This is a genomic window from Kaistia defluvii (assembly GCF_026343955.1).
In the GTDB taxonomy this organism is placed as follows: Bacteria; Pseudomonadota; Alphaproteobacteria; order Rhizobiales; family Kaistiaceae; genus Kaistia; species Kaistia defluvii.
In genome coordinates, this window is the sequence record NZ_JAPKNI010000005.1 from 112,825 (window position 1) to 134,061 (window position 21,237).

General features: G+C 65.8%; 22 protein-coding genes. 4 read left to right on the plus strand and 18 right to left on the minus strand.

All coding sequences use genetic code 11. The annotated features are described in order from the left end of the window. Window positions 1-41: 41 nt before the first annotated feature. The 14 genes from OSH10_RS14270 to OSH10_RS14335 form a co-directional block, all read right to left on the minus strand. Window positions 42-1,403, minus strand: a complete 1,362-nt coding sequence (locus OSH10_RS14270) for a LysM peptidoglycan-binding domain-containing M23 family metallopeptidase (protein WP_266332489.1) — start codon at window positions 1,401-1,403, stop codon at window positions 42-44. 462 nt (window positions 1,404-1,865) lie between these two features. Continuing rightward, window positions 1,866-2,558, minus strand: coding sequence for a protein-L-isoaspartate(D-aspartate) O-methyltransferase (locus tag OSH10_RS14275; protein ID WP_266332490.1), 693 nt, complete (start codon window positions 2,556-2,558; stop codon window positions 1,866-1,868). A 155-nt stretch (window positions 2,559-2,713) separates the two neighbouring features. After that, window positions 2,714-3,472, minus strand: coding sequence for a 5'/3'-nucleotidase SurE (gene surE / locus OSH10_RS14280; protein WP_266332491.1), 759 nt, complete (start codon window positions 3,470-3,472; stop codon window positions 2,714-2,716). Window positions 3,473-3,548: 76 nt separating this feature from the next. Continuing rightward, the gene (gene serS, locus OSH10_RS14285; protein ID WP_266332492.1) at window positions 3,549-4,859 is read right to left on the minus strand and encodes a serine--tRNA ligase; all 1,311 of its coding nucleotides are present in this window, start codon (window positions 4,857-4,859) and stop codon (window positions 3,549-3,551) included. 248 nt (window positions 4,860-5,107) lie between these two features. Beyond that, window positions 5,108-5,926: a twin-arginine translocase subunit TatC gene (gene tatC, locus OSH10_RS14290; protein ID WP_266332493.1), complete on the minus strand. Its 819-nt coding sequence runs from the start codon at window positions 5,924-5,926 to the stop codon at window positions 5,108-5,110. After that, window positions 5,923-6,588: a Sec-independent protein translocase protein TatB gene (tatB, locus tag OSH10_RS14295; protein ID WP_266332494.1), complete on the minus strand. Its 666-nt coding sequence runs from the start codon at window positions 6,586-6,588 to the stop codon at window positions 5,923-5,925. The genes tatC and tatB overlap by 4 nt, the downstream gene beginning before the upstream one ends. An 82-nt stretch (window positions 6,589-6,670) precedes the next feature. Then, window positions 6,671-6,898, minus strand: coding sequence for a twin-arginine translocase TatA/TatE family subunit (locus OSH10_RS14300; protein WP_266332495.1), 228 nt, complete (start codon window positions 6,896-6,898; stop codon window positions 6,671-6,673). A 98-nt stretch (window positions 6,899-6,996) separates the two neighbouring features. Continuing rightward, complete coding sequence (locus OSH10_RS14305) at window positions 6,997-8,112, minus strand: ABC transporter ATP-binding protein (protein WP_266332496.1); 1,116 nt, start codon at window positions 8,110-8,112, stop codon at window positions 6,997-6,999. A 60-nt stretch (window positions 8,113-8,172) separates the two neighbouring features. Continuing rightward, on the minus strand, window positions 8,173-8,847 hold the full coding sequence (scpB, locus tag OSH10_RS14310; protein WP_266332498.1) for an SMC-Scp complex subunit ScpB: 675 nt from the start codon (window positions 8,845-8,847) through the stop codon (window positions 8,173-8,175). Continuing rightward, on the minus strand, window positions 8,840-9,670 hold the full coding sequence (locus tag OSH10_RS14315) for a segregation and condensation protein A (protein ID WP_266332500.1): 831 nt from the start codon (window positions 9,668-9,670) through the stop codon (window positions 8,840-8,842). Before OSH10_RS14315 ends, scpB begins: the two co-directional genes overlap by 8 nt. A gap of 14 nt (window positions 9,671-9,684) precedes the next feature. Continuing rightward, window positions 9,685-10,719: a beta-N-acetylhexosaminidase gene (gene nagZ, locus OSH10_RS14320; protein ID WP_266332501.1), complete on the minus strand. Its 1,035-nt coding sequence runs from the start codon at window positions 10,717-10,719 to the stop codon at window positions 9,685-9,687. Between the two features lie 65 nt (window positions 10,720-10,784). Continuing rightward, window positions 10,785-12,518, minus strand: coding sequence for an SPOR domain-containing protein (locus OSH10_RS14325; protein ID WP_266332502.1), 1,734 nt, complete (start codon window positions 12,516-12,518; stop codon window positions 10,785-10,787). Window positions 12,519-12,586: 68 nt separating this feature from the next. Further along, a complete protein-coding gene (argS, locus tag OSH10_RS14330) occupies window positions 12,587-14,341 on the minus strand; it encodes an arginine--tRNA ligase (RefSeq protein ID WP_266332503.1) in 1,755 nt (584 codons plus the stop codon). Window positions 14,342-14,387: 46 nt separating this feature from the next. Further along, a complete protein-coding gene (locus OSH10_RS14335) occupies window positions 14,388-15,605 on the minus strand; it encodes a deoxyguanosinetriphosphate triphosphohydrolase (protein WP_266332504.1) in 1,218 nt (405 codons plus the stop codon). Window positions 15,606-15,715: 110 nt separating this feature from the next. Here OSH10_RS14335 and erpA point away from each other — a divergent pair, with 110 nt between their 5' ends. Next, window positions 15,716-16,054, plus strand: a complete 339-nt coding sequence (erpA, locus tag OSH10_RS14340; protein ID WP_266332505.1) for an iron-sulfur cluster insertion protein ErpA — start codon at window positions 15,716-15,718, stop codon at window positions 16,052-16,054. Here erpA and OSH10_RS14345 read toward each other — a convergent pair. The 4 genes from OSH10_RS14345 to OSH10_RS14360 all read right to left on the minus strand — a co-directional run bounded on the left by OSH10_RS14345 (window position 16,051) and on the right by OSH10_RS14360 (window position 18,804). Next, the gene (locus OSH10_RS14345; RefSeq protein ID WP_266332506.1) at window positions 16,051-16,467 is read right to left on the minus strand and encodes a type II toxin-antitoxin system VapC family toxin; all 417 of its coding nucleotides are present in this window, start codon (window positions 16,465-16,467) and stop codon (window positions 16,051-16,053) included. The genes erpA and OSH10_RS14345 overlap by 4 nt on opposite strands. Further along, on the minus strand, window positions 16,467-16,727 hold the full coding sequence (locus tag OSH10_RS14350; protein ID WP_266332507.1) for a type II toxin-antitoxin system Phd/YefM family antitoxin: 261 nt from the start codon (window positions 16,725-16,727) through the stop codon (window positions 16,467-16,469). Before OSH10_RS14350 ends, OSH10_RS14345 begins: the two co-directional genes overlap by 1 nt. A 73-nt stretch (window positions 16,728-16,800) precedes the next feature. Further along, on the minus strand, window positions 16,801-18,288 hold the full coding sequence (locus OSH10_RS14355) for an AMP nucleosidase (RefSeq protein ID WP_266332508.1): 1,488 nt from the start codon (window positions 18,286-18,288) through the stop codon (window positions 16,801-16,803). Between the two features lie 90 nt (window positions 18,289-18,378). Further along, the gene (locus OSH10_RS14360) at window positions 18,379-18,804 is read right to left on the minus strand and encodes an OsmC family protein (RefSeq protein ID WP_266332510.1); all 426 of its coding nucleotides are present in this window, start codon (window positions 18,802-18,804) and stop codon (window positions 18,379-18,381) included. 134 nt (window positions 18,805-18,938) lie between these two features. Here OSH10_RS14360 and xth point away from each other — a divergent pair, with 134 nt between their 5' ends. The 3 genes from xth to OSH10_RS14375 are packed head-to-tail and all read left to right on the plus strand — an operon-like array spanning window position 18,939 to window position 21,201. Beyond that, a complete protein-coding gene (xth, locus tag OSH10_RS14365) occupies window positions 18,939-19,721 on the plus strand; it encodes an exodeoxyribonuclease III (protein ID WP_266332511.1) in 783 nt (260 codons plus the stop codon). 5 nt (window positions 19,722-19,726) lie between these two features. Further along, window positions 19,727-20,140: a GFA family protein gene (locus tag OSH10_RS14370; RefSeq protein ID WP_266332874.1), complete on the plus strand. Its 414-nt coding sequence runs from the start codon at window positions 19,727-19,729 to the stop codon at window positions 20,138-20,140. Between the two features lie 11 nt (window positions 20,141-20,151). Next, window positions 20,152-21,201, plus strand: coding sequence for a DUF2332 domain-containing protein (locus tag OSH10_RS14375; RefSeq protein WP_266332512.1), 1,050 nt, complete (start codon window positions 20,152-20,154; stop codon window positions 21,199-21,201). The last annotated feature ends 36 nt before the right edge of the window (window positions 21,202-21,237 follow it).

Sequence of the window (21,237 nt, forward strand, 5' to 3'; positions counted from 1 at the left end):
AGATCCCTCACGAGATGAGGTTGGGCCGGTCAGAGAGTCGGTCAGCTCTGCAGGTAATCCAGCGGGTTGACCGGCTTCGAACCCCTGCGGAGCTCGAAATGTAGCTGCGGCGCGTTGACGGAACCGGACGCGCCGGCCTGAGAAATGATCTGGCCGCGGCGCACGGCGTCGCCGCGCTTGACCAGGATCTTGCTGTTGTGGGCGTAAGCCGAGACCCACCCGTCGGCGTGACGGACGAGCACCAGGTTTCCATACCCTTCCAGTTCGTTGCCGGCATAGATCACGGTGCCAGCCTCGGCGGCCTTGATCGAGGTGCCTTCGGGAACGGCGAGGTTGATGCCGTCATTCTTCTCGCCCGTTGCCGAGGAACCGAAGCCTGTGATGATGCGTCCGCGCACCGGCCAGCGGAACGTCGTGCCGTTGGCAGAGCCCGGATCGGCGCTGGCATTCGTCGCGGCGGGCGTGGCCGACTCGGACGGCGGCGCATAGGCCACCGGCTGGTTCGGCGTCGCCGGCTTGGCGATCGAGGCCGTCTCGGTCGGCTTTGCCGCGGCGGCCGGCTCGTCGCCGAGCGTCTTCTGCGGCGCATTGGCGGCGTTCGGCTTGGCGTTGGGATCCTCGCCCTGCGGCTTTTCCTCGCGACGGGTCGGATCGTTGCGCAGGGCAACAGCCTGCGGGTTGCCGTTATTGCCCGGAATGCGCAGCTTCTGGCCGGACTTCAGCTGATTGGTTGAGGTCAGGCTGTTCGCTGCGGCCAGATCCTTGGCGCTGACGCCATAGAGACGGGCGATCGAAGAGAGCGTCTGACCGGGCGAAACAACATGCAGGCCATTGAGCGGCGCGCCTTCGGCCGAAGCCATCGTCTTGCGCTCGCCGGCCGGTGCCGGAGCGGCAACCAGCTGCGCGTTGTCCCGACGCTGCGGAGACGAAGCGGCGGGGGCCTCGGCGACGGCGGCATTGCCCTGGCCATAGGTCGGGATCGTCAGGCGGGTGCCTGCGCCGACCTGGGAAGGGTTGCCGATATTGTTGACGCGGGCGAGTTCCTTGATCGGAACGCCATAGCGGCGCGACACTGACGACAGTGTCTCGCCCGGCCCCAGCGTCACGACCGTGCCGCCTTCGGTCGACCAGGCTCCACCGCGGCGCGGCGGCTGGGCTGCGGAAGCAACCTGCGTCGGAGCGGACGACTGGATCGAGCCCACCGTGTCGGAAGGCGGCGTATAGGAGCGCGGCTGCTGGTAGGTCGCGGATGCACCGTAGGAAGGCGCGGCCGCCATGGGCTGCGAGCCCTGCTGGACGCCCGGCAGCATCGGCGGCAGGTCGGACCGGCTCACACCACGCGAAGGCGGCGGCGTCGCGACGACATCGCTGTTGTTGCTGCTGTAATCGACCGGAGCCGGCATCGGCTGCGAACCGCCGATGATCTGCTTTTGGTTTGCCGTACTGCCGGTAAAGATCGAACCGTAGCGCGAACCGTCAGCGCTGCAGGCCGCGGTCAACCCCGAAAGGAGCGCAATGACCGCAACCTGAGAGAGAGTCCGAGACCGAAAAGAGGAAGCATTTCTGCACATCGAGCCTACTCGCAACGCCACACCACACATGAGGCCAATAAACGCTGGTAACGTTGATAAAGGCTTAAGCACGACGGAAAACTTCGCCGACATGTCGTGAAAACGAAGGCGCCGCCCACAGAATCCCGCGCTTCCGCCGCATTTCGCGCGTCCGCCAGTCCAAGGCGCGGTTAAGACATCCACGTCCCTTGATGCAGACGGAATTCGAAGCGAGATGCGATTCCGCCCCACGCGGGGCGAGCGGCGCAAAGGTCGGAAGCCAGCATGGGACCAGTCGCGATAGCCGGTGCGTTTCTAGAGCCGCGCGGCCTTGCCCCGGATCAGCGGCACCATGCGGACCGGGCAGATCGGCGTGGCCACCAACTGGCGATCGACCCGAATGAAGCGGGTGATCGTCTGGATGCCGTCATCCGGACCGATCGGCATCACCAGCGTGCCGCTGGTGCTGAGCGCCTCGACGAAAGCCGGCGGAACCGCCGAGGCCGAGGCCGATGAGATGATTCGATCGAAGGGCCCCTTCTCGGGCCAGCCGTCGAGGCCATCGCCGAACACCGAGGTGATGTTGGCGATGCGGAGCATCTCGAAACGCGCCTGCGCCGCCATGGCGAGGGTGCGGAAGCGATCGACGGTATAGACGCGCCGGGAAAGCCGCGACAGGACTGCGGCGAGATAGCCCGTGCCGGTGCCGACTTCCAGCACCCGGCAGCGCGTCGTCGGCGCCAGCGCCTCGATCATGCGCGCCGCGAGGATCGGCGGCGTATCGAGCTGACCGCAATCGATCGGCTGCGGCCGCTCGCCGAAGAGCGGACCACGCTTGGCGTCGGTCGGCTGGAAGAGTGGCCGGGGAATCGATTCAAACGCATCCACCATGCGGCGATCCATGATGCCGAACTGGCGAAGCCGCAGCAGGAATTGGGCGATCGGAACGAGATTGTCGTCGAACGCCTCGAACTCGGTCGGATGAAACTGGACTGCCTCGAGTGCCATACGCTACGCGCCCTCGCCTTCTGAGCCCTACTCATGCAGCCGAGGTGGTAAACGGCGTCTTATTGCGCGCAGCGCTGGCGACGATTTTGCGTCATTTCGGGGCACATCGAAGGCGAGGCCGCACGACAGTGCGACCGGGCAGCCAGCACGAGCGGCTAGTCGAACAGCGCGTTGAGCTCATGCGCCTGGTCGTAGGCGGTCATGTCGATACGCAGCGGCGTGACCGAGATGACGCCGCGTCGGATGGCGTTGACGTCGGTTCCCGCCGCATGCTCCTCGGCGACACGCTGGTGCTTGAGCCAGAAGTAGGGATTGCCCCGACCGTCGTGGCGCTCGTCGACACTCAGGCCGTGCGTGACGACGCCCTGCGAGGTCACCTCGACACCGGCGACGAGGCCAGGCGCGGTGTTCGGGAAATTGAGATTGTAGAGCACGCCGCGCGGGCAGCCATGCGCCACCAGCTTCTGCAGGATGCGCGGGGCATGCGCTTCGACAGTCTCCCAGGGAATGACGCGCTTGCCGTCCACGGCTTCGTACGCCTGGCTCAGGGCGATCGACGGAATGCCGAGCAGCGTCCCCTCGATGGCGCCCGCGACCGTGCCCGAATAGGTCACGTCATCGGCGGCGTTCTGGCCCGAATTGACGCCGGACAAGACCAGGTCCGGCGCCCGGTCCAGTACCTTGCGGACGGCCATGATGACGCAATCGGTCGGCGTGCCGCGCACCGCGAAGGTCTTCTCGGAAACCTCCCGCAGCCGCAGAGGATCGTTCAACGTCAGCGAATGCGCGAGGCCCGACTGGTCGGTTTCCGGCGCGACGACCCAGACATCGTCGGAGAGCGTCCGCGCGATGCGCTCCAGCACGGCAAGTCCGGGTGCGTGGATGCCGTCATCATTGGTGATCAGGATACGCATGTCTGGGTCAGCCTTCGCTGTTCAGGGATCGTTGCTCACACCGGGGATCGGATCGACATGGGGCCCGAAGCGCCCCTCAGCCGACCTTTTCGAGGCCGCCCATATAGGGCTTCAGCGCCGCCGGCACGGTGATGGTGCCATCCTCGTTCTGATAGTTCTCGATGACCGCGATCAGCGCGCGGCCGACCGCCGTGCCCGAGCCGTTCAGCGTGTGGACGAAACGGTTGCCCTTCTCGGCACCGCCGAGGCGGTAGCGCGCATTCATGCGCCGGGCCTGGAAATCGTCGCAGACCGAGACGGAGGAAATCTCGCGATAGGCGTTCTGCCCCGGTAGCCACACCTCGATGTCATAGGTCTTGCGCGAGCCGAAACCCATGTCGCCCGTGCAGAGCGTCATGACGCGGTAATGCAGGTCGAGCTTCTTCAGCACGGCCTCGGCGCAGGAGAGCATGCGCTCATGCTCGTCGATCGAGGTTTCCGGCGTAGTGATCGAGACCAGCTCGACCTTGTTGAACTGGTGCTGGCGCAGCATGCCGCGCGTGTCGCGGCCGGCCGAGCCCGCCTCCGAACGGAAGCAGGGCGTCAGCGCCGTGAAGCGCAGCGGCAGTTCCTTTTCGTCGAGAATGGATTCGCGCACCAGATTGGTCAGCGGCACCTCGGCGGTCGGGATCAGCCAATGCTGCTCGCCGGCCTTGAACAGGTCCTCGGCGAATTTCGGCAGCTGCGCCGTTCCGTAGAGCGCGTCGTCCTTGACCAGCAGCGGCGGCTGCACCTCGGTGTAGCCGTGCTCGCCGGTGTGCACGTCGAGCATGAACTGGCCGATCGCGCGCTCCATCCGGGCGAGCTGCCCCTTGAGCACCACGAAACGGCTGCCGGAAAGCTTGGCAGCGGTTTCGAAATCCATCAGCCCAAGCGCTTCGCCGATCTCGAAATGCTCTTTCGCGGCAAAGGGAAGGTCCCGCTTCTTCGGACGCGCCGCGGTAGCCTGCGCTTCCGTCTGGTTGCGACCGAAATAGGGAACGTTGTCATGTTCGTCGGCACCGACCGGCACGTCCTCGAGCGGCGTGTTCGGGATCACCGCCAGCGCGTCGTCGAGTTCCTTGTTGAGGCGGCGCTCCGTCTCCTCGGCGTGGGCGAGGAACTCCTTGATGGTGGAGACCTCGGCCATCAGCCGCTGGGCGGTTTCCTCGTCCTTGGCGGCCTTCGCCTTGCCGATCTCCTTGGAGGCGGCGTTGCGGCGTTCCTGGGCGGCCTGGACCTGGACGATATGGGCGCGGCGCGCCTCGTCCAGCGCGATCAGCTTCGACGAGATCGGCTCGGCTCCACGACTGGCGAGCGCGCGGTCGAGCGCGTCAGGGTTGTCACGGATCCATTTGATGTCGAGCATGATCGTGCCTCGAAGAGAAGGCGGCCGTGATCCCGGCCGCGAAGGAGCAAAGCATTCGCCGCATGACGGATAGTGTGAGACTGGCGAAGGATCAACCCGGCAGCGATACGCACGAGGGGAGAACGGCCCGAGAGCGGCGGCGCGACCGCCCCGCCTGACGCCGTGGACCGGCCCCAGACAAAGAACCACGCCGTCCCGAGGGCGCGGCGTGGTTCAAGCTAACTCGACATCGGAAAGAAACCGCTTTGCTACGCGGGCGTCTCGTCTTCCGCGTCATCCTCGGCCCGGGCATCGGCACGCTTGCGCTCGACGATACGGACCGAAAAAATCGAAACCTCATAGAGAAGCATGGCCGGAATCGCGAGCGAGATCTGGCTGATCATGTCCGGTGGCGTCAGCACGGCCGCGATCACGAACGCGATCACGATCGCGTAGCGCCGCTTGGCCCGCAGCATCTGGCTGGAGACGATTCCGGCACGGCCGAGCAGCGTCAGGATCACCGGAAGCTGGAAGACGATGCCGAAGGCGAGCGTCAGGGTCATGATCAGACCGAGATACTCGTTGACCTTGAACAGCGCCTCTATCTGCGCCTTGCCGTCGCCGCTCGTCTGCTGGAACGACAGGAAGAAATGCAGCGCCATCGGCAGGATCAGGAAATAGACGAGCGCCGCGCCTGTCACGAACAGGATCGGGGTAGCGATCAGGTAGGGTACGAAGGCCCGCTTCTCATGCTTGTAGAGGCCGGGCGCCGCGAACTTGTAGATCTGCATCGCGATCACCGGGAACGCAATGAACACAGCACCATAGAGCGCCAGCTTCATCTGCGTCAGGAAGAACTCCTGCGGCGCGGTGTAGATCAGCTTGACGTCCTGCGCGGGGCCGACCGCCCACTCATAGGGAATGACCAGGATGTTGTAGATCGTGCCGGCGAAATAGAAGCACAGCAGGAAGGCGACGAGCACCGCCACCAGCGTCTTGATCAGTCGCGAGCGCAACTCGATCAGGTGCGCCATCAACGGCATGCGGCTGGCTTCGATGTCGTCTTCGGCCGAAGGCTTGTCGCTCATGTCTTGGGCTCTTCAGTCACGCTGGCGACGGCCGGCGGCTCGATGGCAGCGGGAGCGCTGTCACGGGAGTCCGATACCGGGATGGCAGCGGGGCTTTCCACCGCAACCGGCTTCGGCTTGCGAACGCGCGGTGCCGATTGAACAGCATCCGCGTCCTCCCCATTGACAGCCTTGGGCCTGGCGCGGGTAGCGCGGGGCTTCGGCGCATCGCCCTCGTCAGCCGCCGCGGCGGGCTTCCGGGCGGCGGCTCGCTTGGGCTTCGGCGCAACCACCGGTTCGGCAGCCTCGACCGAAGCCGACGTCTCGAGCGGTGCGGCCGGCTCGATATCGGTGTCCGCGAGGAGCTGCGGCGACTCGTCGGCAGCCGGAGGCACCGGCGATGGCGACGGCTTGGCGATAGGCCCTGAAAGCGGGTTCAGGCTGTTCTTGATGTCGTTCATCGGGTTCAGGCCGCGAAGCTCGTCAAACGACTTCTTGACGTCGTCGAGCTCGGCTTCCTTGAGCGCCTCGTTGAACTGTCCCTGAAATTCACCCGCCATCCTGCGCATCTTGGAAATGGTACGCCCAAGCGCGCGCAGCATCGGCGGCAGGTCCTTCGGACCCACCACGACGATCGCAATGACTGCGATGACGAGAATTTCGCTCCAACCGATATCCAGCATACTCTCACACCGATTGGTCTACCCAGCGCCCCGCGCTCAACGAGCGCGGCAGCGGAGCAGCTTCCCGGACCTCGTTCAGGCCTTAGCTGGCGCGGGTCTTCTCGTCGGTATTCGACGAAACGACATCGGAAGGCTTGCTGTCGATCACAGGCTTCGCGGCGGTGGGTTCGTCGTCGTCGGCAAGCCCCTTCTTGAAGCTCTTGACGCCCTTCGCCATGTCACCCATCACATCCGAAATCTTCCCCTTACCGAAGAGCAGGAGGACGATCACCAGCACGATAAGCCAGTGCCAGATGCTGAAAGAACCCATCAACTCATCTCCACAAAAATCACGCGCTATGCGTTTGGTGGGCGACTATCGCAGACGGACCTTGCGCCCGCAACCAACCATCTTAACCGCATGTAGGGTTATTCGGCCGGTTTCGCAAACACGAGGACGTCGCGTCGGTCTATGCTGAGCCACACCGTGCTGCCGACGACATAGGGCGCGGTGTTGTCGCGGGTACGCATCCGGATCGGCACGTCGATGCCATCGACCGCGACGCTCAGAAGATCCACTTCACCAAGAAACTGATGCCCGACGATCCTTCCCGGCACGCCGTCGCCGGCGATGGCGAAGCCCACGCCCTGCGGACGAACGCCGATCGACAGGATGGTTCCGTCGGCATGGCCCCGCGCACCGAAACTGCCGATCGGCGTTTCGACGCGCCCTCCCCTGGCGACGGCCTCGAACTCGTTCAATTCCGAGAAGAAGCGGGCCGCGTAGAGATCCACGGGATGCTCATAGAGGTGGCGCGCCGTGCCGACCTGCAGCAACTGGCCGCCGCGCATCAGGGCGATGCGATCGCCCATGCGCATCGCCTCTTCCGGGTCATGGGTAACGATGATGCAGGTCGCCCGCGTCTCGCGGATGATCGCCATCGTCTCCTCGCGGACGTGATCGCGCAGCCGCTTGTCGAGGCCGGAAAACGGCTCGTCCATCAGCAGCATGGACGGCCGCGGTGCGATGGCGCGCGCCAGCGCCACGCGCTGCTGCTCGCCGCCGGAAAGCGCATGGGGATGGGCAGAGGCGTAACCGTCGAGGCCGACGCGGGCCAGCGCGTGCCGGCCCTGGCGCTCGGCTTCGGCGCGCGGAAGGTCGTTGAGGCCGTAGATGACGTTCTTCAGGATCGTCATGTGCGGGAACAGGGCGTAGTCCTGGAACATCAGGCCGACGCCGCGCTTCTCCGGCGGCACGAATACAGACGCGCTGGCCATCTCGCGGCCATTGACCGTAATGCGGCCGCCGGAGGGGCGCTCGAGCCCGGCCGTGACCCGCAGGAGCGTCGTCTTGCCGCAGCCCGATCGGCCCAGCAGGCAAACGACCTCGGCCGGCTCGACGTTCAGGTTGATGCCCCGCAGCGACGGCGCGTCGCCATAGTGATGCGTGACCCCTTCGAAACCGAGGCGGGCCGCGATCGTGACACCTGCCGTGCCGCGACGCCCCCAGGCGGTTCGTTCGATCCATTGCGTGCTTGCATTCATGCGAGCGGTTTAGCCCCTGACGCCGCCGCCGTCGAGGTCGACCTTGAGAAATGGATCGCCTCAGTCGTGCTCGGACAGACCGGCCGCGAGCAGATCGTCCGGATCGAGCGGGTCCTCGTCATCCCGCAGCGCGTCGCCATCGCGCGGCTCCGGGACGGAGAAGCCCGGCGGGATGCGGCCATCGAGCAGCCCGGCGCCCTTAAGCTCCTCAAGACCAGGCAAATCGCCGATCGCTTCCAGTCCGAAATGCACCAGAAAGGCCTCTGTCGTCCCATAGGTCACGGGACGGCCCGGCGTCCGGCGACGACCGCGCATCTTGATCCAGCCGGCCTCCATCAGCACGTCGAGCGTGCCCTTGGAGATCGAGACGCCTCGGATCTCCTCGATCTCGGCGCGCGTCACCGGCTGGTGGTAGGCGATGATCGCCAGCGTCTCGAGCGCGGCACGCGACAGCTTCTTCTGGTCGCCGGCATCCCGCTGAAGCAGAAAAGCGAGATCGCTCGCGGTGCGGAACATGTATTTGCCCGCCACCTGGACCAGATTGACCCCGCGCCCGGAATAGGCGTGCTCCAGCTCGCGGATCAGGGCCTCGACGTCGCTGCCCTCCGGCAGGCGGGCGGCGATTTCACGCGCGCCCAGCGGCTGCGCGCTGGCAAACAGCATCGCCTCTACCATGCGCAGCGCCATCCGGCGCTCTTCCGGGGCGAGCAAGGTGAGATTTCCGAAATCAGGCATCGTTCTTCCCCTCCGCGCCATCGCGGTCCCGGTCGCGCATGTAGAGCGACGAGAAAGGCGCCGTCTGGCGCAATTCCACCCTGCCCTCCCGCACCAGCTCCAGGCTGGCGCTGAAAGAGCTCGCCAGCACGGTAGCGCGCATTTCCGGTGTCTGGATCCAGGGCGACAGAAACACGTCGACCGGCGTCCAGTCGGCGATGCTGCCGATCATCCGCGTCAGTACCTCGCGCGCCTCGGCCAGCGACCAGACCTGGCGCCGCCGCACATGCACCACCGACACCATCTGACGCTGACGCTGCGAGGCATAGGCCGTCAGCAGGTCGTAGAGCGTGGCGGCGTAGTGACTGTTCTGGATGACTTCGACCGGCTCCGGCATGCCGCGTTGAAAGACCTCGCGGCCCAGCCGGTCGCGATTGACCAGTTTCGCGGCGGCGTCGCGCATCGCTTCCAGCCGGCGAAGGCGGAAGGCCAGCGCGGCCGCCATCTCTTCGCCGCTCGGCTCCTCGTCCGGCGCAGGCGCCGGGAGCAGCAACCGCGACTTCAGGTAGGCAAGCCATGCCGCCATCACCAGATAGTCGGCGGCAAGTTCGAGGCGGAGCTGACGCAGTTGCTCGATATAGGCGAGATACTGTTCCGCCAGCGCCAGGATCGAGATCTTGGCGAGATCGACCTTCTGGGTCCGGGCTAGCGCGAGAAGGAGGTCGAGCGGCCCTTCAAAACCGTCGACGTCGACGACGAGGGCGGAATCGCCCTCCTTGCGGTCCGGTGCGTCCGGCATCTGCCAGAGTTCGCTCTGGCCGTCCTTGTCGCGGGTGGCGGCCATGGATCGATCCGGACTCAGGCGACGGCCGGCGGCCAGCCGGCTCGCTCGGCGAGCGTCGCATACTCAGCCTCCGCCGCCTCGCGGTCGAGCGGATGCGGCGGCTTGCGCGCGGCCCGGGCGATGGCGGCGCGCTCCGCCGCCCTGCCCATCAGTTCGGGAACCGAGCGGGCAACGTCCATCATCTCGTCCATGACGCCGTTGCAATGCAAAACCATGTCGCAGCCGGCGGAAAGGACGGCGGCCGCGCGGCTTGCATAATCACCGCCCAGCGCCTTCATCGAGAGATCGTCGCTCATCAGCAGCCCGTCGAAGCCGATCCGGCCGCGAATGATCTGCTCGACGACGAGCGGCGACGTGGTCGCCGGCCGATCCGGATCGACGGCGGTGAAGACGATATGGGCCGTCATCGCCATCGGCAGGTCGCTGAGCGCCTTGAAGGGCACGAAGTCCGAGCGCTCCAGCGTCGCCAGGCTGGCCTCGACCACCGGCAGGCTCAGATGGCTGTCGACCGTGGCACGGCCATGGCCGGGCATGTGCTTGACCACCGGCAGCACGCCACCGGCGACGAGCCCGTCGGCGGTCGCGCGACCGAGGATCGAAACGATCTCGGCCTCTTCGGCATAGGCGCGGTTGCCGATGGCCGCATGCGTGTGCGGCGTGCCGACATCCAGCACGGGAACGCAATCGACGGTAATGCCGAGATCGATCAGGTCGGACGCGATCAGCCGGCCATGCAGCCACGCCATCCGGCGTCCGGCAGCCTGGTCGGCGGCGTAGAGGTCGCCGGCGAAACGCGCCGCCGGGCGATTGCGCCAATGCGGAGGCGCGATCCGCTGGACCCTGCCGCCCTCCTGGTCGATCAGGACCGGCCGGTCCGGGTCATCCAGAATGTCACGGAAGGTCGCGACGAGTTCGCAGACCTCTTCCGGGGTCCCGATGTTGCGCTTGAAGAGGATGAGACCCCATGGCCGCTCGTCGCGGAAGAACGCGATTTCATCGGCCGAAAGGCTGCGCCCCGCGCAGCCCGAGATAAATGCTTTGGCGGTCATGCTTCGGCCTTAGCTGCTTGCTGGGCGGACCGCAAGCGGCGGATCGCTCCGCCGCCTGTCCGGGGTCAGTTCTTCTGGACGATGCAATCGCCACCGGCGGCCCGCAGGCTCTCGCAGAACGAGACAGCCTGGTCACGGGTCGCCATCGGACCGACGCGGGCACGATAGTAGATGCCCTTGGCGCCGAGATCGGCGCGCACGACATTCGGCTCCTGCGAGCCAAACACGCTTGGATATTTGCGCTGCATCGCCTTGAACGACGCGATCGCGGCCTCTTCGCTGCGCTGGGATGCGACCTGGACGACGAACCCGCCCGAAGCCGGGGCCCGGGTCGCGGCAGCCGGCGCGGCGGCGGCAGGAGCCGGCTGGGCCCGAGGCTTGGCCGGCGCGGGAGCGGGAGCTTCCAGCTGCGACACGTCCTTGGGCGGCGCGGTATCGACGGGAGCCTCCGGATCCGCATCGGCCGTCGCGTTCGAGGTCTCGGCGGGCGCTGCGGGTTCCGGTGAGGTCGCAACCGGCGTTGCCGGCCGTGCCGGCACGGACGAATCCGTCTGCGAGCCGGCATTGCGCGGCTGCGCCTCGCTCGAGATGATCGTTCCGTCCGGCTTCACCACGACGGTGCGGACCTTGCGCGGCCCGGCGTCCGCATCGCTCGGCGCGGCGGGCGCAGCGGCTGCGCCGCCAGTCAGGTCGTCGATCGACGAGGGATTTGCGGAATCGCCAGGCGCACCCGGCAGGATGATGCGCGAGATTTCCCGACTGGCCGCGGATTCATTCGAGGCCGGCGCTTCGTCGATCGGCCCGTCGTCGGGCAGAACGAGTTGCTCGTCGCCCGCCAGTTCCGGGCTAGCCCGATCGTAGATCAGCTTGTTCTGCGCGACTTCGGTGTCCCCCGGGGTCGCGGCGGGCTGCACCTTGGTCGGGCCCTCATCGGCAGCAATGACGCGCGGCGCACCATCGGTCGACGTACCGCCACCCTTCAGCGCGAGCGCGCCGAGACCGCCAGCCAGCACGACACCCAGAACGACGGCGGCGATGACGAGACCCTTGCGAGAACGGCGCGGCTCGGCGAAGCGATCGGCGCGCGCATGGCGCTCGTCATAGCTGTCATCCTCATAACCAGCGTTCGGATCGTCGCCATACTCGTTGTCGTAACCGGCCGAATAGTCGTCAGCGCCATTTTCCTGGCCCTGATGATATTCGTCCGTCGCATAGCCGCCGGCAGGATGGGCCGGCTGCCCGCGTTCGCGGCCGTAATCCGTCGCACCGGCATAGGCTGTGCCGGCATAGGGATCTTCTTCCTCGAGGGCGGGCTGGACGTAAGGGTCCTGCGCGTAGCGCGGCTCGGGCTGCGGATGACGCGGTTCCGCCTGGCGCGGCGGCTGGGCTGCCTGCCACTGCGGCGGCGCCGCCGGCGCGCCGGGGCGCAGACGCATGTGATCGAAGCCTTCGTCGCGCGGCTGCGCCGCACGCGGGGGCTGCGGCTCGACCTGGAGCGGACGACCCGACGCCGAGCGAACCGCCGGGTCAAAGGACGTCTGAAGATCGTTCATCAGTTCGGATTCGAGATCGAAAGACGTGTCCCGCACGTTCGGCTGCTGCGTCGACCGCACCACGGGCGCGGCAACGGGCTGCCGTCCGCCGACGATGTCGTCAAAGCTGGAATTGCCGGAAACAATGCGAGCCAGTTCAACCAGCGGATCATCTTCAGCCTGCGCGGGCGGCTCGTTGCGCCGCCCGGTGTTCCCGTCGAGCGGCGCAGGCCGCCGCGAGAACGAATTATCGTAGCGATCTGGCATCGCGCTCCACTTTCCGCCTCATCCGGTGCTGTTCGTCAGAATTCGACGCCAGGCTCCTGGCAGAGACTTCACCGCATCTCTTCGGGCGCATCGACTCCGAGCACCAGCAAACCGGATGACAGCACCAGCTTTGTGGCATGAACAAGGGCGAGCCGGGCCGCGGTCAACTGTGGTTGTTCAGGGTTAATAAACCGTAATTGCGGCAGATCCTTGCCGCGATTCCACTGTTGATGGAACTCTGCTGCAAGTTCGTAGAGGTAAAACGCTACGCGGTGCGGCTCATGCGCTTCGGCGGCGGATTCGATGATTCGGGGGAACTCCGCCAGCCGCCTCTGCAGGCTGATTTCGCCGGCATCATCGAGCAGCGCGAGGTCGGCGCCGGCCAGCGCCGCGCCGGAGAGGTCGAGTGCCGGCAGGTCCTGCGCCGCATTGCGCAGGATCGACGCCGCGCGGGCATGGCCATACTGTACGTAGAAGACCGGATTGTCCTTCGACTGCTCCGTCACCTTCTGGAAGTCGAAATCGAGCGGCGCGTCGCTCTTGCGGTAGAGCATCATGAAGCGCACCGCGTCGCGGCCCACTTCCTCGACCACGTCGCGCAGCGTGACGAAATCGCCCGAACGCTTCGACATGCGGACCGGCTCGCCGGCGCGGTAGAGCTTCACGAGCTGGCAGAGCAGCACGTCGACCGATGCCGTGCCGCCGGAGATGGCGCGGCCGACAGCCTGCAGGCGCTTCACGTAACCGCCGTGATCGGCGCCCAGCACATAGATCATCTGCCGGAAGCCGCGGTCGAACTTGTCCTTGAAGTAGGCCACGTCGCCGGCGAAATAGGTGTAGCTGCCGTCCGACTTCACCAGGGGCCGGTCAATGTCGTCGCCGACATCGGTGGCGCGGAACAGAAGCTGCTCGCGGTCTTCCCAGTCGTCGGGAAGCTGCCCCTTCGGCGGCGGCAGCGTGCCGCTATAGACGAAGCCCTTCTTCTCCATGTCGGCGATCGTCGCGCCGATCTTGCCGCCATTCTCGCCGCTCAGCGTCTTCTCCGAGAAGAAGACGTCATGATGGACGTTGAGCAGGGCGAGATCGTCGCGGATCATCAGCATCATGGCGCTGATCGCCGCCTCGCGGACGAGCGGAAGCCACTCGGCCTCCGGCATGTCGAGCAGCGTGCGACCATGCACGTCGGCCAGCGCCGTGCCGACCGGCTTCAGATAGTCGCCCGGATACAGGCCTTCCGGAATGGTGATCTCTTCGCCCAGCGCTTCGCGGTAGCGCAGGAAGGCGGAGCGGGCGAGCACGTCGACCTGCCCGCCGGCATCGTTGATGTAATATTCCTTGGTGACGTCATAGCCGCCCCAATCGAGCAGATTGGCCAGCGCGTCGCCGACGACGGCGCCACGGCAATGGCCGACATGCATCGGGCCGGTCGGATTGGCCGAGACATATTCGACATTGACCTTCAGATCGCCACCGATGCGGCTGCGGCCATAGTCGCTGCCGGCCTGGATCAGCGACTTCAGGGCATGGGCCCGATAGGGGGCTGCCAGCGTCAGATTGATGAAGCCGGGGCCTGCGACCTCGACCGAGGCCACGTCCTCGTCGTCGCGCAGCCGCCCGGCGATCGCTTCGGCCAGATCGCGGGGCTTGAGGCCGAGCGGCTTGGCCAGCACCATGGCGGCATTGGTCGCGAGGTCGCCATGTGCGGCGTCGCGCGGCGGCTCGACGACGATGCGCGAGAGATCGACGGGGGCGCTGTCGCGCGCGGCCAGGATGACCTCGACGGCCGAGGTGACGCGTGCGGTGAAGTCGCGGAAAATATTCATAGCGGGATACAGCCCTTCGGGCGGAAGGAAAATTCTTGCAGCGCGCCTAACCCAAATCGGGCGAAGCGTCAAACAGACGCTGATGCTCGCGCAATGCATAACGGTCGGTCATGCCGGCGAGAAAATCGGAAATCCGTCGTGCGCGGCGTTCGATATCCACCGGATCCAGTCCGATCCGCCACTCCGGCGGCAGCGCGTCGGGATCGTGCCAATAGCGATCGAACAGCCGCTCCACTACGCCTTCCGCCGCCGTCATCACCTGCATCACGCGCGGATGACGATACACGTTGTGCCAGAGATGCGTCTTGATCGCCTTGTCGGCCGCGACGAGCCCGGCGGAGAAGGCGATCATCGGTCGCCCTGCAAGGCGGAGGGCGTCGGCGGAGATGGGCTTGGTTTCGGAAAGCCGCCGCAACGCTTCCGCGATCACATCCTCGATCATCCGGGTAATGACGCGGCGCACAACCTCGTTGACGAGGCGCGGCTTTTCCAGCCCGCGATGCTGGGTCTCGATCGCATCCAGGATCTCGCGCAGGAACTCGACCTCGCGCAGCCCGTCGACCGTCAGCAGCCCGGCCCGCAACCCGTCGTCGATGTCATGCGCGTCATAGGCGATATCGTCGGCGATCGCCGCCGCCTGTGCTTCCGCCGAGGCATAGGTCGCGAGCTCAAGATCCTGCTCGGCGGTATAGGCGAGAATGGCAACCGGCAGAACCTTGCCCTCATAGCTGCCGACGCCCCTGCCCTCGGCATCGACCAGCGGACCATTGTGCTTGACCAGCCCTTCCAGCGCCTCCCAGGACAGGTTCAGCCCGTCGAAATGCGGATAGCGCCGCTCGAGCTTCGTGACGACCCGAAGGCTCTGGGCGTTGTGATCGAAGCCGCCATGCCCCGCCATCATCCGGTCCAGCGCCCGCTCGCCGGCATGGCCGAACGGCGTGTGACCGAGGTCGTGCGACAGCGCGATCGCCTCGGCGAGGTCCTCGTCGAGCCGCAGCGCGCGCGCCAGAGCCCGGGCGATCTGCGCCACTTCGATGGTATGGGTCAGCCGGGTGCGATAATGATCGCCCTCGTCGAACAGGAAGACCTGCGTCTTGTCCTTCAGCCGACGGAAAGCGGTCGAGTGGACGATGCGGTCGCGATCCCTCTGATAGGGCGTGCGCGTCGGGCTTTCCGGCTCGCGGTACAACCGGCCGCGGCTTGCCGAGGGATCGACGGCGAAGGCGGCATGCGGACCGATGCCGAAGCCGATCTGGCCTTCCATGGACGCTCCTCTTCCAGCGTGCATTGCACTGCAGCGATTGACTCCGCCAATCGCATTCCTAACTATCGGGTTCGGGCGCCTGCTGGGTACCCCTATTTTCGGAAGCAGCCATGACCACTGAAACGCTCGACGTCACCTTGTCTGACCGCGCTGCCAAGCGCATCGCCCGCATCCTCTCGAAGGAGCCGAGCGGCACGGCCTTGCGCGTCACCGTATCGGGCGGCGGCTGCTCCGGCTTCCAGTATGGCTTCGACCTCGATGCAGAGCGGGCCGAGGACGATCTGGTGATCGAGAAGAACGGCGCGACGGTGCTGATCGACCAGATCTCGCTGCCCTACATGGACGGCTCCGAGATCGACTTCGTCGATGACGTGATCGGCCAGTCCTTCCAGATCCGCAATCCCCACGCGACCGCCTCCTGCGGCTGCGGCACCAGCTTCGCTCTTTAGGGTGTCTGCCAGGGATTGACGAGAGGCACACCGGTTCCCTCGAAATCGCCTGTGTTACGCGTCACCACAGTCATTCCGTGAACCAGAGCCGTCGCGGCGATGTAAGCGTCGCGATCGTTTCGACGATCTGGAACATGCAGCGGCGCGCATCGTTTCGCGACGCGCAGGTCGATCGACAGAATACGATCTTCAAATAGCGGAAGCACCTGGTGTTCAATCCACGAGAGCAGAACAGCGCCCTGTTTGACATCGCGTCGCTCGATGCGCCGCGCGCCGATCTCAAGCTCCAGAATCGTGACCGCCGAGAGGAATAGTGCCGCAGGCTCGCGCGCGGCAATCCAGGACTGCACGTTCGGATTTGAACGTTCCGGGCGCCGCAAATCTGAAACGACGTTGGTGTCGAGAAGGAACACTATTCGAAATCGACCGGCTTGAGCCATCCTCCGCCCATTTTGGGCGGATCAAACTCAAAGTCGCTGCCCTCGTCCGTCTGGGCCAGCGCCTCCAGCAACGACATGCCCTTGCCCGTGAGGCGGCGATATTCCTCGATTGAAAGCAGGACATGCGCCGGTCGCCCGCGATCGGTGATGATGACGGGTCCCTCGTTTGCGGCCTTCCTGGCGCGGCTCGTGTCCTGACTGAACTCGCGACTGGTCAGGGTGGTGGTGGTCAAGACGACGCCCCTGTGGCTGGAGTTACGCAGGTCCCAATATAGAACCTGCGACGATCCACGCCAACAGCTGCCCCTACTGGAACGCCGTCTCCGTAAAGCTGCGGAGCTTGCGGGAATGGAGCCGTTCGGGCGCCATTTCGCGAAGTTTCTCCATCGCGCGGATGCCGATCTCGAGATGCTGGCCAACCTGGCGGCGATAGAAGTCCGAGGCCATTCCCGGCAGCTTCAATTCGCCATGCAACGGCTTGTCCGAGACGCAGAGCAGCGTTCCGTAGGGCACGCGGAAGCGGAAGCCGTTGGCGGCGATGGTCGCCGATTCCATGTCGAGCGCGATGGCGCGCGACTGCGAGAAGCGCTGCACCGGCTCGCGGTGGTCGCGCAGTTCCCAGTTGCGGTTGTCGATGGTGGCGACCGTTCCCGTGCGCATGATCCGCTTGAGATCGTAGCCCTCGAGCCCGGTCACCGCCTCGACCGCCTCCTCCAGTGCCACCTGCACTTCGGCCAGAGGCGGGATCGGGATCCAGCTCGGCAGGTCGGCGTCGAGAACGTGGTCCTCGCGGACATAGCCATGCGCCAACACATAGTCGCCAAGGGCCTGCGTGTTGCGAAGGCCCGCGCAGTGCCCGAGCATTAGCCAGGCATGCGGACGCAGCACGGCGACGTGGTCGGTGATCGTCTTGGCGTTGGAAGGCCCGACGCCGATATTGATCATCGTCAGCCCGGCATTGCCGGCGAATTTCAGGTGATAGGCCGGCATTTGCGGCAAGCGCGGCGGCGCCATGCCCGAAACCGGTTCCGTCGAACCGGCGGGGGTCATCACGTTGCCGGGCTCGACGAAGCACTCATAGCCGCCGCCGCCTTCCGCCATCAGCTTGCGGGCGCGCACGCAGAATTCGTCGATGTAGAACTGGTAGTTGGTGAAGAGCACGAAATTCTGGAAATGCTCGGCGCTGGTCGCCGTGTAATGCGCCAGGCGGAACAGCGAATAGTCGATGCGCGGCGCCGTGAAGGGCGCCAGCGGCAAGGGTTCGCCCGGCGTCGGCTCGAAGGTGCCATTGACGATGGCGTCGTCGGTGACGGCAAGATCGGGCACGTCGAACATGTCGCGAAGCGGCCGCTCGATCTTTTCGGCCAGCTGTCCCTCGACATGGACACCGTTCGGAAAGGCGAAGTGCAGCGGAATCGGCAGGTTGGACGGCCCCACCGTCACCGGAAGCCCGTGATTGCGCACGAGCAGCTTGATCTGTTCCTTCAGGTAGTTCCGGAACAGGCTGGGCTGCGTCACCGTGGTGGCGTAGATGCCAGGTCCCGAAACATGACCATACGCCAGGCGCGAGTCGATCTTGGCATAGCTGGTGGTCGTGAAGCGTATCTCGGGATAGGTGGCCCGCACCCGCCCGATCGGAGGGTGCCCCTTCAGCAGCGCGTCGAAGCGATCGCGCAGATGCGCCGTGTGGCGGTCGTAGATCTCCTCCAGCCTGGCGATCGCCAGATCCGGATCGGTGAATGTCTCGCTGGCAATCGGCGTCGGCGTATCAAACGGCACGGGATCGGTACTCATGTCACCCCCACTTTCGGGCGCGACTGTCGGCCAGCCGGCGCAGGCGGTCAAGCCGCGCGCCGGCTGATTGATCGGGTGTATGGCTCGGAATCAGACGAGCTTGGCGTCCAGATCGATGGGAACGGCCTTGAGCGCCTTGGAAACCGGGCAACCTTCCTTGGTCGCGGCAGCGATCTTGTCGAACGCCGCCTTGTCGATCCCCGGCACCTTGGCCTCGGTCACCAGATTGATGTGGGTGATCTCGAAACCGCCGGCAACGGGCTCAACCTTCACCTTCGCCGTCGTGGCGATGGAATCGACCGTGAAGCCGGCTCCGGAAAGCCCGGCCGAAAGCGCCATCGAGAAGCATCCAGCATGCGCGGCGGCGATCAGTTCCTCCGGATTCGTGCCCTTGCCTTCCTCGAAACGTGACGAGAAGTTGTACTGTCCTTCCCAGGCCCCGCTGCCCAGATGCACGGTTCCCTTGCCGCTCTTGAGATCACCCTGCCACTTTGCGTCTGATGTCCTGACCGGCATGCAAGCCTCCTTTGCGCGTTCCTCTCCGGCTCGTGCCGGGCCCCTAGAGTTAGGGATGGACGGCAGGTGTGCAAGATGTGGCGCGATCGGCATGGCCCGGTGGCATCTCGCGACGGATCGGCTAGTCTGCGCGCATGAAGATCGCGACCTGGAATATCAACGGCGTCAAAGCCCGAATCGATACCGCCCTTGCCTGGCTCAAGGAGGCGTCGCCCGATATCGCCTGCCTGCAGGAGATCAAGTCGGTCGATGAGGGATTCCCAACCTCCGCCTTCGAGGATCTCGGCTACAATGTCGCGACGCATGGGCAGAAGGGCTTCAACGGCGTCGCCCTGCTATCGAAGCTGCCCTTCGACGAGGTCAATCGCGGCCTGCCCGGCGATGACGGCGACGATCATGCCCGCTTCATCGAGGGCGTTTTCTCCGTCGAAAGCGGCGCGCTGCGCGTCGTCTCGCTCTATCTGCCGAACGGCAATCCGATCGACACGCCGAAATTTTCCTACAAACTCGCCTGGATGGAACGCCTGCGGAACTGGGCAACCGAGCGGCTGACCTATGAGGAGCCGCTGGTGCTCGCCGGCGACTACAACGTCATCGCCGAGCCGCGCGACGCCAAGGATCCGTCGCTCTGGGTCAATGACGCGCTCTACCAGCCGGAATCCCGCAAGGCATTCCGCGCCCTCGAGACACTGGGCCTGACCGACGCGCTGCGCGCCACGACGGACGAGGGCGGCCTCTACACCTTCTGGGACTATCAGGCAGGCGCTTTCCAGAAGAACAACGGCATCCGCATCGACCATCTGCTGCTCTCGCCACAGGCGGCTGATCGCCTCGTCTCGGTCGGCATCGACAAGCATGTCCGCGGCTGGGACAAGCCGTCCGACCACGTCCCCGTCCATGTGGAGCTTCGCATTTGAGCCAGGTGATGAGCGCGGCGCCGATCACGGGCGGTTGCCTGTGCGGCCGCATCCACTACACGATCGACCGCGCCCCGCGCATCGTTTGCCACTGCCATTGCCGCATGTGCCAACTGGCCGGCGGCGCGCTGTTCCTGACCTGGGCGACCTTCGACGCCAGCGCCTTCCAACTGACCGCCGGGCACCCGGCCGTGAACGAATCGTCCGCCACCGGCCGACGGCATTTCTGCGCCGATTGCGGCACGCCGCTGATGATGACGTCCACGGACGACCCGTTGAAGGTCGACGTGACGCTCGCCTCACTCGACGAGCCGGACCGGTTTCCGGTCCAGCACAACATCTGGGTCGGCAGCCGCCGCGAGGCCAGCAAGGGCTTCGATCTCGACCTGCCGTCGCATCTGGACGAACCTGCCGGCTGACGAGGACGATCATGGCAAGGATGGCTGGCGATCTGCTGAAGGCGTTTCAATCCCAGGCAGGCTCCTGCCGCAAGCTGGGCTCGCCCTTCACCGCCGAGATTTGCGAGATTCTTGCCGAGCATCTCGACGAGGCCAGCCGCTTCGGGAACAGGATTCTCAATTGGCCGGGCGATCCCTTCGCCGATGCCCTCGCGCTCCGCGCGGCGGCCGGTTTCCACGCCCTGAAGCGCGCCGGGACGTCGATGAGCCTCACGGCTGCCTATCCCCCCAATCCGGTGGATCGGGCGGGGCTCACGGCGGTGCTTGTCGACGCCATCTGGTCGCATGATGATTTCCTGCATGACTGGCTCGACAGCCCGCCGCAGACCAATGAGGTCGCGCGCTCATCCGTGCTGATCGGCAGCGCCCTGCTACTTGCCCGCGCGTTCGGCCTGCCGCTGGACTGGCACGAGATCGGCGCCAGCATGGGCCTCAATCTCGGCTTCGACCGATACCGCTACGAATTCGGCGGCGACAGCTGGGGCGCTTCCGATTCGCCCGTGCTCGTCCGCTCGCAATGGCGCGGTGAGAATCCTGACACGAAAGGGGCGGTCGAATTGCGTAGCCGGGCGGGCTGCGACCTCAACCCGCTCGATCCGGGCCTGCCGTCCGATCGCGAGCGCCTGCTTGCCTATGTCTGGGCCGATCAGTCGGAGCGGCTAGAGCGCGCCAGCGCGGCGCTGGATGTGGCCGCCGCAGCGCCGTGGCGGGTCGAGAAGGCCGACGGGGCCGCCTGGGTCGCCAGGCATTTCTCCGCGCCGCCCCGCCCCGGCGCAGTCCGGGTCCTCGCCCACACCATCGTCTGGCAATATTTGCCCGAAGCCACACGCGGGGCCATCACGGAGGCGATGGAGGGGGCGGGCGAGCGGGCAACGCCCGAAGCCCCCGTCGCGTGGCTGCGCATGGAGGCGGATGGTCGCGATACAGCCGGCGTCCGGCTCAAGCTTTGGCCCGGCGGAATCGACCGCGAGATCGCCCGTGCCGACTTTCATGGCCGCTTTGTCGAGTGGCACACGGATTAGCGTGAGACCCTGAACCCAACTGACATAACGCTGTCA